General features: G+C 64.1%; 14 protein-coding genes. 12 read left to right on the top strand and 2 right to left on the bottom strand.

Annotated elements, in window-relative coordinates:
- Positions 1–27: 27 nt before the first annotated feature.
- Positions 28–1,293, bottom strand: a complete 1,266-nt coding sequence (locus DY201_RS04255; RefSeq protein ID WP_115730129.1) for a Glu/Leu/Phe/Val family dehydrogenase — start codon at positions 1,291–1,293, stop codon at positions 28–30.
- A gap of 343 nt (positions 1,294–1,636) precedes the next feature.
- Between DY201_RS04255 and DY201_RS04245 the strand changes: the two genes are divergently transcribed.
- The 7 genes from DY201_RS04245 to DY201_RS04215 all read left to right on the top strand — a co-directional run bounded on the left by DY201_RS04245 (position 1,637) and on the right by DY201_RS04215 (position 8,608).
- Positions 1,637–2,695 carry a dipeptidase gene (locus tag DY201_RS04245; protein ID WP_115730127.1) on the top strand — a complete coding sequence of 353 codons (1,059 nt, stop codon included), beginning with the start codon at positions 1,637–1,639 and terminating at the stop codon, positions 2,693–2,695.
- 36 nt (positions 2,696–2,731) lie between these two features.
- The gene (locus DY201_RS04240) at positions 2,732–4,369 is read left to right on the top strand and encodes an ABC transporter substrate-binding protein (RefSeq protein ID WP_115733580.1); all 1,638 of its coding nucleotides are present in this window, start codon (positions 2,732–2,734) and stop codon (positions 4,367–4,369) included.
- Between the two features lie 85 nt (positions 4,370–4,454).
- Entirely contained in the window at positions 4,455–5,543 is a 1,089-nt protein-coding gene (locus tag DY201_RS04235) for an ABC transporter permease (protein WP_115730126.1), read from the top strand.
- The gene (gene nikC / locus DY201_RS04230) at positions 5,540–6,457 is read left to right on the top strand and encodes a nickel transporter permease (protein WP_115730125.1); all 918 of its coding nucleotides are present in this window, start codon (positions 5,540–5,542) and stop codon (positions 6,455–6,457) included. The genes DY201_RS04235 and nikC overlap by 4 nt, the downstream gene beginning before the upstream one ends.
- A complete protein-coding gene (locus tag DY201_RS04225; protein ID WP_115730124.1) occupies positions 6,454–7,287 on the top strand; it encodes an ABC transporter ATP-binding protein in 834 nt (277 codons plus the stop codon). The genes nikC and DY201_RS04225 overlap by 4 nt, the downstream gene beginning before the upstream one ends.
- Positions 7,284–8,033, top strand: a complete 750-nt coding sequence (locus tag DY201_RS04220) for an ABC transporter ATP-binding protein (protein ID WP_115730123.1) — start codon at positions 7,284–7,286, stop codon at positions 8,031–8,033. The genes DY201_RS04225 and DY201_RS04220 overlap by 4 nt, the downstream gene beginning before the upstream one ends.
- Positions 8,034–8,167: 134 nt before the next feature.
- A complete protein-coding gene (locus DY201_RS04215; protein WP_115730122.1) occupies positions 8,168–8,608 on the top strand; it encodes an RbsD/FucU family protein in 441 nt (146 codons plus the stop codon).
- A 206-nt stretch (positions 8,609–8,814) separates the two neighbouring features.
- On the opposite strand, the gene DY201_RS04210 is transcribed toward DY201_RS04215, so the two are convergent.
- Positions 8,815–9,597 (bottom strand): IclR family transcriptional regulator, encoded by a 783-nt coding sequence (locus tag DY201_RS04210; RefSeq protein WP_115730121.1) that lies wholly within the window; start codon positions 9,595–9,597, stop codon positions 8,815–8,817.
- Positions 9,598–9,729: 132 nt separating this feature from the next.
- Here DY201_RS04210 and DY201_RS04205 point away from each other — a divergent pair, with 132 nt between their 5' ends.
- The 5 genes from DY201_RS04205 to DY201_RS04185 all read left to right on the top strand — a co-directional run bounded on the left by DY201_RS04205 (position 9,730) and on the right by DY201_RS04185 (position 14,963).
- On the top strand, positions 9,730–10,479 hold the full coding sequence (locus DY201_RS04205) for an SDR family oxidoreductase (protein ID WP_115730120.1): 750 nt from the start codon (positions 9,730–9,732) through the stop codon (positions 10,477–10,479).
- A 14-nt stretch (positions 10,480–10,493) separates the two neighbouring features.
- Entirely contained in the window at positions 10,494–11,378 is an 885-nt protein-coding gene (locus DY201_RS04200) for an amidohydrolase family protein (RefSeq protein WP_115730119.1), read from the top strand.
- Positions 11,375–12,916 carry a sugar ABC transporter ATP-binding protein gene (locus tag DY201_RS04195; protein ID WP_115730118.1) on the top strand — a complete coding sequence of 514 codons (1,542 nt, stop codon included), beginning with the start codon at positions 11,375–11,377 and terminating at the stop codon, positions 12,914–12,916. The genes DY201_RS04200 and DY201_RS04195 overlap by 4 nt, the downstream gene beginning before the upstream one ends.
- Entirely contained in the window at positions 12,913–13,911 is a 999-nt protein-coding gene (locus DY201_RS04190; RefSeq protein ID WP_115730117.1) for an ABC transporter permease, read from the top strand. Before DY201_RS04195 ends, DY201_RS04190 begins: the two co-directional genes overlap by 4 nt.
- A gap of 104 nt (positions 13,912–14,015) precedes the next feature.
- On the top strand, positions 14,016–14,963 hold the full coding sequence (locus DY201_RS04185) for an ABC transporter substrate-binding protein (protein WP_115733579.1): 948 nt from the start codon (positions 14,016–14,018) through the stop codon (positions 14,961–14,963).
- The last annotated feature ends 58 nt before the right edge of the window (positions 14,964–15,021 follow it).

Raw genomic sequence — 15,021 nt, 5'->3', positions numbered from 1 at the left:
GACGGTCCGGCGGCATATACGATTGGATCAGCTCGCGAAGTAGTTCTGCGTGCCGTGAGCTTCGATCGCCTCGCCAAGGCGCGCGAGCGCATGGACGTAGGCTGCGGTGCGCACAGAAACGCCCTTGGCCTTGGCGACGTCCCAGATGGCGCGGCCCTCGCGTTCCATGATGGTGCGCAGCCGGTCGTGGATCTCCTCGACCGGCCAGTAATAGCCCTGGCGGTTCTGCACCCATTCGAAATAGGAAACGGTGACACCGCCGGCATTGGCCAGGATGTCGGGCAGGACGACGATGCCCTTCTGTTCCAGGACGGCGTCGGCTTCCGAGGTGACCGGACCATTGGCGAGTTCGAGCACGATCCGCGCCTTGACGCTGTCGGCATTGTCGATGCGGATCATGTTTTCCAGCGCCGACGGCACCAGTATGTCGCACGCAACGCCGACGAGCGCGTTGCCTTCGAGCAGCTGATGGCCGCCATGGCCGGCGGTGGTGACGACCGACCGGCCGCTCTCCTTGGCAACGAACAGGCGGTCGAGGTCGAGCCCATCCGCGGCCTGCACCGCACCTTCGGAATCGGAGACCGCAACGATCTTGTGACCATCGGAGGCAAGCAGGCGCGCAATGTGCTGGCCGGCGTTGCCAAAGCCCTGAACGGCAATGCGCAGGCTGCCCTTCAGCCCAAGCTCGTCGGCAAGGTGGCGGACGAGATAGAAACCGCCGCGCGCGGTGGCGTCACCACGGCCGAGCGAGCCGCCGAGCGCCAGCGGCTTGCCGGTGATGACGGCGGGCGAGGCCTGACCGACGATCTGGGCGTACTCGTCAGCCATCCAGCCCATGATCATCGAATTGGTGTAGACGTCAGGGGCCGGGATATCGCGGTCAGGGCCGATGATGCGGGCGAATGCCTGCATGTAGGCGCGGGAAAGGCGTTCCAGCTCGGCTTTGGACAGCTTGCGGGGATCAACCTGCACCGCACCCTTGCCGCCGCCATAGGGCAGGTTCATGACAGCGCATTTGAAGGTCATCCAGAAGGCCAGCATCTCGACCTCGTCGGCGGTCGAGTCCGGATGGAAGCGGATGCCGCCCTTGGTCGGCCCGCGCGTGTCATCATAGCGGCAGCGCCAGGCGATGAAGGATTTGCGCGAGCCGTCGTCCATGCGGATCATCAGGCGGGCCTTGGTGGTCTCGCGGGCGAATTTCAGTTTCTCGATCACATCGGCATCGACGTTCAGATGTTTCGCCGCCTCGTCGAGGCGCACGAGGGCATGATCAAGAAGACTGACTTCCGACATAAGTAATTTCCTGTGCAGTTTCAGTTGCCATCAAGCCTTCGGCGGCGCCGGAGGCATTCACCCGCCTGCATAAATCTTCACCACAGTTCAATACCGAAGAAGGTCGCAGCTCTTCCCCAAGGTCAGCTCACGGAGCGCCACTTGCCGGACATCACCGTCGATTGCGGCTGTTTGTGCCGCCAAATGCGGCCGTCGAAGCCGAATGGTCCAGGCCAAGATTCCTTTTGGTCCTGCCTGGCCGCGCGAAGCGGATTTGCGGCATCGGCATGAAGCACGCCGCAGCGGACAGGTTGACTTGCCCTGTCGCGCATCATCCAACTGCCGCCGCAGACAGGAGTAGGTGATGCAGGCAGTTTTCGACGGCCACAACGACGTGCTTTACAGGTTGTGGAACAACGCCGCCAAGGGCGCAGACCCGGTTGCGGAGTTCATCGAAGGCACCAGGCAGGGCCACATCGACATGCCGCGTGCCCAGAAGGGCGGCCTCATCGGCGGACTCTGCGCCATCTACATCACCTCGGCCAACATGCCCGACGAGCAGCGCGACGAGAACGGCCACTATGCCATTCCGCTGTGCAAGCCGCTCGAACGCGCCCCGTCGCTCGACATTGCGCTCGACATGGCCTCGATCGCCTTCAGGATCGAGCGCGCCGGCGGCTGGAAGATCTGCCGCACAGGCACCGACATCGACGCTGCGCGTACCGAAGGCAAGTTTGCAGCCGTGCTGCACATGGAAGGCTGCGAGGCGATCGACGCCGATCTCGCCGCACTCGACGTGTTTTATGCCGCCGGCCTGCGCTCGCTCGGCCCTGTCTGGAGCCGCAACACCGTCTTCGGCCATGGCGTGCCCTTCGCCTTCCCGTCGAGCCCCGACACCGGCCCCGGCCTGACCGAAGCCGGCAAGAGGCTGGTCAAGGAATGCAATCGCATCGGCATCGCCATCGACCTCGCCCACATCACAGAGAAGGGCTTCTGGGACGTGGCCAAGCTCAGCGACCAGCCGCTGATCGTCAGCCACTCCAACGTTCATGCGATCACGCCGATCAGCCGCAACCTGACCGACAAGCAGCTTGCAGCGGTGCGTGAGAGCAACGGCCTTGTCGGCCTGAACTTCGCCGTCACCATGCTGCGCGAGGACGGGCTGAAGAGCGTCGACACGCCGCTCTCGGACATGATTCGCCATATCGACTATCTCGTCGAGCATGTCGGCATCGATGGCGTGGCGCTGGGTTCGGACTTCGACGGCGCCACCGTGCCTGCCGAGATCGGCGATGCCGCCGGCCTGCAGAACCTCGTTGCCGCCCTCAGCGGCGCGGGCTACGGTGAAGACGATCTGGCGAAAATCTGCCGCGACAACTGGCTGAGGGTCTTGCGCTCGGCCTGGCACGAAACGGCAGCCTAACAACAAATAATCGTCAACTTGGGGAACTGAAAAATGATGCTTGGTAAAATGAACGGACACTTCCGTCTGATGCTTGCCGGCGCCGCTCTGTCGGCGATGGTCTTCGCGGCGCCGGCACTTGCAGCGACGCCGGCCGACACGCTGGTCCAGGCATGGGCCATCGACGACACCATCACGCTTGACCCGGCAGAGTCCTTCGAGCTCAGCCCGGCCGAATTCCTCGGCAACGCCTATGACATGCTGGTCCGTCTCGACATCAACGACACCACCAAGGTGCGTCCGGGCGTCGCCGAAAGCTGGACCGTCTCCGACGACGGCCTGACCTACACCTTCAAGCTCAAGCCGGGCCTGAAGTTCGCATCGGGCAATCCGATCACCGCCAAGGACGTCGCCTGGTCGTTCGAGCGCGTGGTCAAGCTCGACAAGAGCCCGGCCTTCATCCTCACCCAGTTCGGCTTGACCAAGGACAACGTGACCGAGAAGGCCAAGGCCGCCGATGACAGCACCTTCGTCTTCACCGTCGACAAGTCCTATGCGCCGTCCTTCGTGCTCAACTGCCTGACCGCCACCGTCGGTGCCGTGATGGACAGCAAGCTGGTGCTCGAGCATGTCGCTCCTGTTACACCGACCGACGAGTACAAGTTCGACAACGATTTCGGCAATGGCTGGCTCAAGACGGGCTACGCTGGCTCGGGTCCGTTCAAGATCCGCGACTGGCGCGCCAACGAGATCCTCGTGCTGGAGCGCAACGACAACTATTATGGCGACAAGCCGGCGCTTGCCCGCGTCATCTACCGCCACGTCAAGGAAAGCGCGACCCAGCGCCTGATGCTCGAAGCCGGCGACATCGATGTTGCCCGCAACCTCGAACCGGGCGACCTGGAAGCCATTTCGAAGAACGCCGAGCTGACCACGACGAGCGCGCCGAAAGGCACCGTCTACTACATCAGCCTCAACCAGAAGAACCCGAACCTGGCCAAGCCTGAAGTGCGCCAGGCGCTCAAATATCTGGTCGACTACGATGCCATCGGCTCGACGCTGATCAAGGGCATCGGAGAAATCCGCCAGACCTACCAGGCCAAGGGCGTGCTCGGCGCACTCGATTCCAACCCCTTCACCTTCGACGTCGCCAAGGCCAAGGAACTGCTGGAAAAGGCGGGCCTTAAGGACGGCTTCTCGGTGACCATGGACGTGCGCAACACCCAGCCGGTGACGGGCATTGCCGAGTCCTTCCAGCAGACAGTCGGCCAGGCCGGCGTGAAGGTCGAGATCATCCCCGGCGACGGCAAGCAGACCCTGACCAAGTACCGCGCTCGCAACCACGACATGTATATCGGCCAGTGGGGCATGGATTACTGGGATCCGAACTCCAACGCCGAAACCTTCACCTCCAACCCGAACAATGCCGACGACGGTACGGTGAAGACGCTGGCCTGGCGCAATGCATGGGATGTGCCGGAGCTGACCGAAAAGACCAAGGCAGCCTTGCTGGAACGCGACAACGACAAGCGTGCGACGATGTACAAGGAACTGCAGCAGGCAGCCCTCGACACCAGCCCGTTCGTGCTGATCTTCCAGCAGACCGAGGTCGCCGGCCTGCGCGGCAACGTCAAGAACTACAAGCTCGGGCCAAACTTCGACTCGAACTTCGTCGCCCCCGTGACCAAGGAATGATCCTTTACGGCGCCGCGCGTTCTCCGGAACGCGCAATGCGACGCTGTAGCCATACGAGTCTGCGCATGACCTCCGCCAGGGAGTCATGCGCAAAAGGATCGGACCATTGAGCACTGCTGACACACAGACGCCCGCGAGGCGCGCCAACAGGCGCGCCTCCGCCATTCTCAAGGCGATCGCCAGTTTTGTGGTGATCGTGGGAACGACTTATCTCGGCCTTCTGGCCGTCACCTTCTTCATCGGCCGTGTCGTGCCGATCGACCCCGTACTCGCCATCGTCGGCGACCGGGCGCCGGCTCACGTGGTCGAGCGGACGCGCGAGCAGATGGGCTTCAACCTGCCCTATTACCAGCAGTTCTATCTCTACGTGAAAGGCGTGCTGTCAGGTGACTTCGGCACCTCGGTGCTGACCACCAACCCTGTCATGGCCGACATTCGCCGCGTCTTCCCCGCGACCATGGAATTGGCCACAGTCGGTACCGTCATCGGTGCCGCGCTAGGCATCCCACTCGGCGTACTCGCTGCCGTCAAGCGTGGCAGCCTCGCCGACCAGATCGTTCGCATCATCGGCCTGATCGGCTATTCGGTGCCGATCTTCTGGCTCGGGCTCCTGGCCCTTCTGGTGTTCTACGCCCGCCTGGGCTGGACTGCCGGCCCCGGCCGCATCGACGTCGTGTTCGAATACACCTTCACGCCGATCACCGGCTTCTACCTGCTCGACGCAGTGCTCAACCGCGACTGGGCAGCCTTCAAGGACATCTTCGCCCACATCGTCCTGCCGGCGTCGTTGCTCGGCTATTTCTCGCTCGCCTATATCAGCCGCATGACGCGCTCCTTCATGCTGAACGAGCTGAGCCAGGAATACATCGTCGCCGCCCGCGCCAAGGGCCTGTCGGAAACCCGCATCATCTGGGGCCACGCACTGCGCAACGCCGCCGTGCCGCTGGTCACGGTCATTGCCCTTTCTTATGCCGGTCTGCTCGAAGGCTCGGTGCTGACCGAAACCGTCTTCGCCTGGCCGGGCCTCGGCCTCTACATCACCAACTCGCTGCAGAACGCCGACATGAACGCGGTGCTGGGCGGTACGATCGTCATCGGTTCGGTGTTCATCGCGCTCAACCTGCTCTCGGACCTGCTCTATCGCCTGCTCGACCCAAGGACGCGCATCCGATGAGCGAGACCGCCATGACCCGCCGCGAATGGCTCCTCACCGATCGGCCGCAATCACGCTTGCAGGCGCGGCTCGGCCGCACCTACCTGACCTGGCGCCGCTTCACCGCAAACAGACTGGCCGTCATCGGCCTCGGCATTATCCTTTTGCTGCTGTTTATCGCCGCCTTCGCCCCGCTCCTGGCGCCGCATTCGCCCTATATCGGCGACCTCAAGAACGCCCGCCTGCTGCCGGCGAGCTCCACCTATTGGCTCGGCACAGACGACCAGGGCCGCGACATCCTCTCGCGCCTGATCTACGGCTCGCGCCTGACCTTGCAGGTCATCGTGCTGGTGGCGATCATCGCCGCTCCGATCGGCCTTCTGGTCGGCACGGCCGCAGGCTATGCTGGCGGATGGGTCGATGTGGTGCTGATGCGCATCACCGACATCTTCCTCGCCTTCCCCAAGCTGGTCCTGGCACTGGCCTTCGTCGCCGCTCTCGGGCCCGGCATCGAAAACGCCATCATCGCCATCGCGCTGACCTCGTGGCCGCCTTATGCCCGCATCGCCCGCGCCGAAACGCTGACCGTGCGCAATTCCGATTACATCGCAGCGGTGAAATTGATGGGTGCCTCGCCGATGCGCATCGTGCTCCGCCACATCATGCCGCTATGCATCTCTTCGCTGATCGTCCGCGTCACGCTCGACATGGCCGGCATCATCCTGACCGCCGCCGGTCTCGGCTTCCTCGGCCTCGGCGCCCAGCCGCCGCTGCCGGAATGGGGCGCGATGATCGCCTCGGGGCGCCGCTTCATCCTCGACCAATGGTGGGTGGCGGCAGCACCGGGTGCTGCGATCCTCATCGTCAGCCTAGGCTTCAACCTGCTCGGCGACGGCCTGCGCGACGCACTCGACACACGCAGCGGTGGCCAATGAGCACGTTGCTGCATGTCGAAAATCTCAGTGTCTCCTTCCCCACCCGCACCGGCGTGGTCGAAGCTGTGCGCGGCGTGTCTTTTTCGCTTGGCCAGGAGCGGCTCGGCATCGTCGGTGAGTCCGGCTCCGGCAAGTCGCAGACCGGCCGCGCCATCATGGGGCTGACGCCACAGCAGGCAGAGATCAGGGCCGGAAGGCTTGAATTCAGCGGCATCGACCTGCTCAAGGCCTCCATCGCCGAGCGCCGGGCGCTGCGTGGCAACCGCATCGCCATGATCCTGCAGGATCCGAAATATTCGCTCGATCCGGTCATGACCATCGGCCGCCAGATCGTGGAGACGCTGCGGACGCATGAAAAGGTCAGCAAGTCGGCAGCCCGCGAGCGCGCTCTCGACATGCTGGCCGCCGTGCAGATCCGCGACCCCAAGCGCGTCTACGACCTCTACCCGCACGAAGTCTCGGGCGGCATGGGCCAGCGCGCCATGATCGCCATGATGCTGATTGCCGGTCCGGAACTTTTGATCGCCGACGAACCGACTTCGGCGCTCGACGTCACCGTCCAGCTCGACATATTGCGCATTCTCGACCGCCTCGTCATCGACCGCGGCATGGGGTTGATCTTCATCTCGCACGATCTGCGCCTGGTATCGACCTTCTGCGACCGGGTGATCGTCATGTATGCCGGCAAGATCGTCGAGGAGCTCAAGGCCTCGGAGCTGTCGCAGGCGAAGCACCCCTACACGCAAGGCCTGCTCAACTGCATGCCGAAGATCGGTTCCGACCGGCACCCGCTGCCCGTGCTCGACCGCCAGCCGGAGTGGTTGCTGTGACCCCTGCACTCTCGATCGACAAGCTGCGCGTCGTCTATGACGATTTCGTCGCGCTGAAGGACGTCAGCCTGACCGTGGCGCAAGGCGAATCCTTCGGCCTCGTCGGTGAATCCGGCTCGGGAAAATCGACGCTGTTGCGCGCCGTCGCCGGCCTGGCGCCGGTGACTTCCGGTACCATCGACGTTGACGGCAAGCGCTTGGGCAAGGCCCGCGACAAGGCGTTCTACCGCCAGGTGCAGATGGTGTTTCAGGACCCGTACGGTTCGCTGCACCCGCGCCAGACCGTCGACAGGCTGCTGCTCGAACCGCTCGACATTCACGGTTTTGGCGACACCGAGAAACGCATCCAGCGCGCGCTCGACGAGGTCGGCCTCGGCTCCGGCTTCCGCTTCCGCTACTCGCATCAGCTCTCGGGTGGCCAGCGCCAGCGCGTGGCGATCGCCCGCGCACTGATCCTCGAACCGTCGGTGCTTCTGCTTGACGAGCCGACTTCCGCGCTTGACGCATCGGTCCAGGCCGAGGTGCTCAACCTGCTCGAACAGGTGCGCCGCGACCGCAAGCTGACCTTCGTCATGGTCAGCCACGACCTCGGCGTCATCACCCACATGTGCGAGCGGCTGATGGTGATGCAGGGCGGACAGGAGGTCGAACGGCTGGACGCAGGCGACCTTGCCACGCGCAATGTAGCGCAGGACTACACGCGCAACCTTCTGGTTGCGAGCGAAGGTTTCGTCCGCGACGCCTAGGGGTGTTACGGAAATGCGGAAATGTCAGATGGACAGCTTGCGCGCGCAAGCACTTGCCTGCAATTCTGGATTGGAAACTATGGCGTTCAGGGGCGGCCGTCCCTCATCCGCAACCCGCATCTCAGGTGACAAAAATGCTCCTTGGCATCGATCCGCTGCTCGGCCCCGACGTGCTCTACGTGCTCCGCGCCATGGGCCATGGCGACGACCTGATCATCGCCGATGCTAATTTCCCGGCCGATGCTATGGCGAGGCAGACCGTCTTCGGCCGGCCGCTGCGCATCGACGGCGACATCGTCAGCGTCATGAAGGCGGTGCTGTCGGTGATGCCTGTCGACACCTTCGTCGACGACGCCTTCGGCCGCATGGAAGTGGTCGGCAAACCGGACGAGGTCCCCGAGGTGCAGCGTGAGGTCGGCAAGCTGATCGAGGGCACGGCCACCAAGATGGTCGGCATCGAGCGCTTCGCCTTCTACGAGCGCGCCAAGAAGGCCTATGCCGTCATCCAGACCCAGGAGCGCCGCTTCTATGCCGACTTCGCCGTGCGCAAGGGCGTGGTACCGCCTGGGGCTTGAGCCTTCCGACCCGCCGACCTTACCCCATCCCTAAGCCGTCTCCACGAGGGGGAGGGAAAGCCGGCCGGCGCCATAGCGTGCTCACATCCACGCATCGCGAGCAATCGGTGTCGCAAACCTATCCTGCAGGTGCTTCATTACTGCCCAAATCCACTCCACTTTGTGAGGAGATATAGGGTGTCCTGGGGCGCGAACCTCCGCTGCCTCTACGACAGCGACAGCTTGGCCGCGACGTCCTTGAGCAATGCCAGCGTCTGGTCGATGTCGGCCTGCCTGTCGTCGATCCGCAGGATGTAGGGGCAGGTCAGCACGGCGATCGCGTAGCCGTCAGGCGAGAGGATCGGCACCGAGATATCGTCGATGGCGCGCATTTGCTGGCTCGGGCCGACGCGGTGGCCGAGATCACGATAGCCGGTCAGGATAGACTCCAGCTTTTCACGTGCACTTGCCTGCCTGGTGCCTTCCCAGCGCGCAGCTGCCTCGGATTGCGAATGCGGGTCCTGGAAGGCGAGCAGGATGTGACCCGAGCTGGTGGTCAGGAGATCGATATGGGCGCCGATGCGGATGCCGAATTCCCAGTTGCCGGGCGGGCTGGCATGCGCCACCACGATCGCCGCGTCGCGGTCGGGCGCTACCAGATGACATGACTGGCCGGCAGCCACTGAAAATGCATCCATCAAAGGCTGAGCCCGCGCCACCAACCGCCTTATCGGCGGATGCCGATGGGCGAGGATGAAAAGCTTCATGGTCAGCGCGTAGCGGTCGCCCTCTGGTGAGCGGCTGACAAAGTCGCGCGCCACCAGACGTTCGAGCATGCGGTAGACCTCGCTTGGCCCACGTCCCATCGCCTCACCGATCTCGGCCCGGGTCAGGCCACCCGGTTGCTCCGAAAGCAGCTCGAGAATGTCCAGGCCCTTGTCCAGTGCCGGTGCGCGGTAGCGCTCGTCCTTGTCGACGCTGTTGGCCGTCTTTGCCGACCCTTTTGGCATGATGCGAAATCCTCCCTCGACCGGCCTCACGACCCCTCCTCACAATTCCCCATTGCAAGGTTGGTTCATTTATGAATAGTATGTTCGTATATAGACAGAAGCGCAAGCAGTTTGCTGGGAGGAGCGACGGTTATGCGACTAAGCGGGAAACGCATTTTCATTTCCGCCGCGGCCCAGGGTATCGGCCGCGCCAGCGCGCTGGCCTGTGCCGGTGAGGGCGCTCATATCATCGCCACCGATATCAATGGCGACGCGCTGAACGCACTTTCTGCCGAACACAAGAACATCGAGGCACATCGCCTCGACGTGCGCGACGCCAAGGCTGTAGCAAGCTTCGCCGCCAGCCAGGCGCCGCTCGACGGTCTCTTCAACTGCGCCGGCTTCGTCCACAACGGCACGATCATGGACTGCAGCGACGACGACTGGGACTTCAGCTTCGACCTGAACGTCAAGAGCATGTACCGCACGACCAAGGCGTTCCTGCCAGGCATGCTCGAACGCGCCGAAAAGACCGGCGCCGTGTCGATCCTCAACATGGCTTCCATGGCTTCGTCGATCAAAGGCTTCCCCAACCGGCTGCTCTACGGCGCCACCAAGGCGGCCGTCATCGGCTTCACCAAGGGCATGGCCGCCGACTATGTGCGCCGCGGCGTGCGCTGCAACGCGCTCTGCCCGGGCACTGTCGACACGCCGTCGCTGCGCGGCCGCATCGCTGCTGCCGCCGACCCGGTGCAGGCGGAGAAGGACTTCATCGCCCGCCAGCCCATCGGCCGACTTGCGACCGTCGACGACATCGCGCCGCTCGTCGTCTACCTGTTGTCCGACGAGTCGCGCTTCGTCACCGGCCAGGCAGTCCTGGTCGATGGCGGCGTCACCATCTAGACGAGGCGGCGGCCATGATCGAAAGGATCGACGGCCACTGCCACTACTGGGCGCTCCAGCGCGGCGACTACGGTTGGCTGACGCCTGACGCCACCCATCTCGCCCCGATCTACCATGACTTCGGCGCAGCCGAGATGCGCCCGCTGGCGGAAGTCGCCGGTATCAACAGGCGCATGCTCGTCCAGGCAGCAGCCACGGAGGACGAGACGCAATTCCTGCTCGACCAGGGACGTAACGACAAGGCTGTTGCCGGTGTCGTCGGTTGGGTCGACCTGTCGTCGGCCGACTGCGTGGCCACACTCGAACGCTTCGCTGCCGATCCCCTGTTCAAGGGCGTGCGGCCGATGCTGCAGGATCTGGAAGACGTCGACTGGATCGCCACCCGCCCGCACACGGAAGCCGTCGCAGCACTCAAGCGGCTCGGCCTGCGTTTCGACGCGCTCGTGATGCCGCAGCATCTTCAGCCGCTCCGCCGTTTCGTGGAAACGAATCCGGATCTGCCCATCGTCATCGATCACGCCGCCAAGCCCGCCTTCGCCGCCCCTGCCGACGATCCGCGCCATGGCTTGTGGCGGTTCAGCATGGCCGAGCTGTCGGGCCACCCGCAGGTCTATTGCAAACTCTCGGGCCTGCTCACCGAATTGCCGGCGGAGCGCCGCGCAACGTCCAAGGCTGCGGCTGAAGCGCTGCGCCCCACAATCTGCAGCCTGCTCGACTGGTTCGGGCCGGATCGCCTGATCTGGGGTTCGGACTGGCCGGTGCTGACGCTGGCCAGCCCCTTCGCCTTCTGGGACGAAGTCACGGCCCGCTTGCTCGACGGCCTTGGCCAGCGCGAGCGCGCGGCCATCCTGGGCGGCACCGCGACCCGCTTCTACGGCATCGAGGGAGGCCGCGCATGACCGCCCTCGTCGTCATGAAGGACATCGGCAAGTCGTTTCCGGGTGTGCGCGCCCTTCACAATGCCCAGCTCGAGCTGCGTGCGGGCGAGGTGCATGCGCTGATGGGCGAGAACGGCGCCGGCAAGTCGACGCTGATGAAGATCCTCGCCGGCATCTACCGTCGCGACGCGGGCGAAATCCTGCTCGATGGCAAGCCGGTCGAGATCAACTCACCGCGCCAGGCGCAGGACCTGGGCATTGGCATCATCCATCAGGAACTCAATCTGATGCCGCATCTGACCGCGGCACAGAACATCTTCATCGGCTGCGAGCCGCGCAAGGCCGGCGGCCTGCTTCTTGACGAGGCAAAGCTCAACGCCGATGCCGCCGAGATCTTTGCTTCGATGCATCTCAAACTCGACCCCCGCACCCCGGTAGGCGGGCTGACGATCGCCCGGCAGCAGATGGTCGAAATCGCCAAGGCGCTGTCCTACCGCTCGCGCGTGCTGATCATGGACGAGCCGACGGCCGCGCTTAACGATGCCGAGATCGCAGAACTCTTCGCCATCATCGCAAGGCTCAAGGCCGAGGGTGTCGGCATCGTCTACATCTCGCACAAGATGGACGAACTGAAGCGTATCGCCGACCGCGTCACGGTCATGCGCGACAGCGAATACATCGGCACTGTTCCGGCTGCCGAGACGCCGGTCGACAGGATCATCTCGATGATGGTCGGCCGCGCGCTGACCGACGAACGCCCCGACATACCTGATCACTCAGGCTCCGAAATCGTGCTGGAGGTCCGGAACCTCAATCGCGGCGCGGTCATCCGCGATGTCAGTCTTTCCGTCCGCAAGGGCGAAATACTCGGTTTCGCCGGGCTGATGGGCGCCGGCCGCACCGAGGTGGCGCGGGCCATCTTCGGTGCTGACCCCCGCGACAGCGGCGACATCTTCATGCATGGCAGGAAGGTCGACATCCGCATGCCGAGGGACGCAGTACGCGCCGGCATCGGCTATCTCTCCGAAGATCGCAAGCATTTCGGCCTCGCCACCGGCATGGACGTGCGCAACAACGTCGTTTTGGCGAGCCTTTCCCGCTTCACCGGTGCCGTAGGCCTGCTGAAGGAAGGCGCCATGCACGATGTCGCCGCCCGCTACATCGACCAGCTCGCGATCAAGACCCCGTCCGACCGACAGGAAGTGCGCCTGCTCTCGGGCGGCAACCAGCAGAAGATCGTCATCGCCAAGTGGCTGTTGCGCGACTGTGAGGTGCTGATCTTCGACGAGCCGACGCGCGGCATCGACGTCGGCGCCAAGAACGAGATCTACAAGCTCTTGAACGCGCTCGCCCAGCAGGGCCGCGCCATCATCGTCATCTCTTCCGAACTGCCGGAGGTACTGCGGCTCAGCCATCGCATCGCGGTGATGTGCGAGGGGCGGCTGACCGGCATCTTGCCCGGCGGCGCCAGCCAGGAGGAGATCATGCATCTGGCGACGCTTCGCGGCGATGCCGCCAACCAGAACAAGCAAAAGACGGCAAAGGGAGAGGCCAAATGAGTGCGACCGCATCCACCCAGAGCGCCTCGACCGTTTCGCGGTTTTCGGGCGCGCAGCATCGGCTGCTCGCCTTCGCCAGTCTGATCATCCTGGTCGCGGTGTTCAGCTTCGCCTCGCCCAACTTCATGCAGACATCCAACATCATCGCCATCCTGCAGGCGACGTCGGTCAACGGCGTGCTGGCGATCGCCGCAACGCTGGTCATCATAACAGGCGGCATCGACCTCTCCGTCGGCACTCTGATGACCTTCTGCGCCGTCATCGCAGGCGTGGTGCTGACCTTCTGGGGCATGCCGCTCGGCCTCGGCGTTTTGGCCGCGATCCTCGCAGGTGCCGCCAGCGGCGCGCTGTCGGGCACCTTGGTCGCCAAACTCAAGATCCCGCCCTTCATTGCCACGCTCGGCATGATGCTGATCCTCAAGGGCCTGTCGCTGGTTATTTCCGGCACGCGCCCGATCTATTTCAACAACACGCCCGGCTTCACCCAGATCTCGCAAGGCTCGCTGATCGGCTCGGTCCTACCGAGCCTGCCCATCCCCAACGGCGTGCTGATCCTGTTCCTGGTGGCGATCGCGACGAGCTTCATCCTCGAGCGCACCATCCTCGGTCGCTTCACCTTCGCGCTCGGCTCCAATGAGGAGGCGGTCAGGCTGTCAGGCGTCAACACCGACCGCTGGAAGATCGCAGTCTACGCGCTCGCCGGTTCGATCTGCGGCATCGCCGGCCTGCTGATCGCCTCGCGGCTCAACTCGGCCCAACCGGCACTCGGCCAGGGCTACGAGCTCGATGCGATCGCAGCGGTGGTCATCGGCGGCACCTCGCTGTCGGGTGGCCGCGGCACCATCATCGGCACGCTCATCGGCGCGCTCATCATCTCCGTGCTCGCCAACGGCCTGCGCATCCTCTCGGTCGCCCAGGAATGGCAGACCGTGGTCACCGGCTCGATCATCATTCTCGCCGTCTACACCGACATTCTGCGGCGCCGCAGGCTTTGAGCAAGCTTGCTTCGCGCAGCGCCGCGGTGCTGCGCCAACATCAAGAAGAGAGCGAAAGCGCTCCACCGGCAGAGTTCAACAACGAAGGTTCAATCGGAGGAAACATGTTCACCAGACGCACTGTGCTTGGCGCTCTCAGCGCCATGACGATCCTCGGCTATGGCTCGACCATGGCAATGGCCCAGGACAAGATGTACATCCCGCTGATCTCCAAGGGCTTCCAGCACCAGTTCTGGCAGGCAGTGAAGGCCGGCGCCGACAAGGCGGCCGCGGATCTCGGTGTCGAAGTCACCTTTGAAGGCCCTGACTCTGAGACCCAGGTCGATCGTCAGATCGACATGCTGGCCGCCGCCCTTGCCAAGAAGCCGGCGGCGATCGGCTTCGCCGCCCTCGACAGCCAGGCGGCGATCCCGCTGCTGCAGCAGGCCAAGGACGCCAAGATCCCGGTCGTCGCCTTCGACTCAGGCGTCGACAGCGACATCCCCGTGGCCACCGCCTCGACCAACAACATCGCTGCAGCAGCCCTTGCCGCCGACAAGATGGCCGCCCTGATCGGCGACGAAGGCAAGGTCGCCCTCGTCGTCCATGACCAGACCAGCCGCACCGGCGTCGATCGCCGCGACGGCTTCGTCAACCGCATGAAGGAAGCCCATCCGAAGGTCGAGATCGTCGCCATCGAATATGGCGAGGGCGATCATCTCAAGTCGACCGAAATCACCAAGGCGATCCTGCAGGCCAACCCGGATCTCAAAGGCATGTTCGGCGCCAATGAAGGCTCGGCCATCGGTGTCGTCAACGGCGCCAAGGAGCTCGGCCGCCAGTTGGTGATCATCGGCTACGACTCGGGCGCCCAGCAGAAGCAGGCGATCCGCGACGGCCAGATGGCCGGCGCCATCACCCAGAACCCCGTCGGCATCGGCTACAAGACCGTCGAGGCGGCGGTGAAGGCAGCCAAGGGCGAAGCGGTCGAAAAGAACATCGACACCGGCTTCTACTACTACGACAAGTCGAACATCGATCAGCCCGAAATCGCAGCGGTGCTGTACGACTGATCCGGTGCAACTCTCCCCGGAGGCGGCCCGCCGCCTCCGGTGTCTTTCCAATCAAGGT

Source organism: Aminobacter aminovorans, from assembly GCF_900445235.1.
GTDB classification, from domain to species: Bacteria; Pseudomonadota; Alphaproteobacteria; order Rhizobiales; family Rhizobiaceae; genus Aminobacter; species Aminobacter aminovorans.
This window is presented reverse-complemented; position numbering and strand designations above follow the sequence as displayed.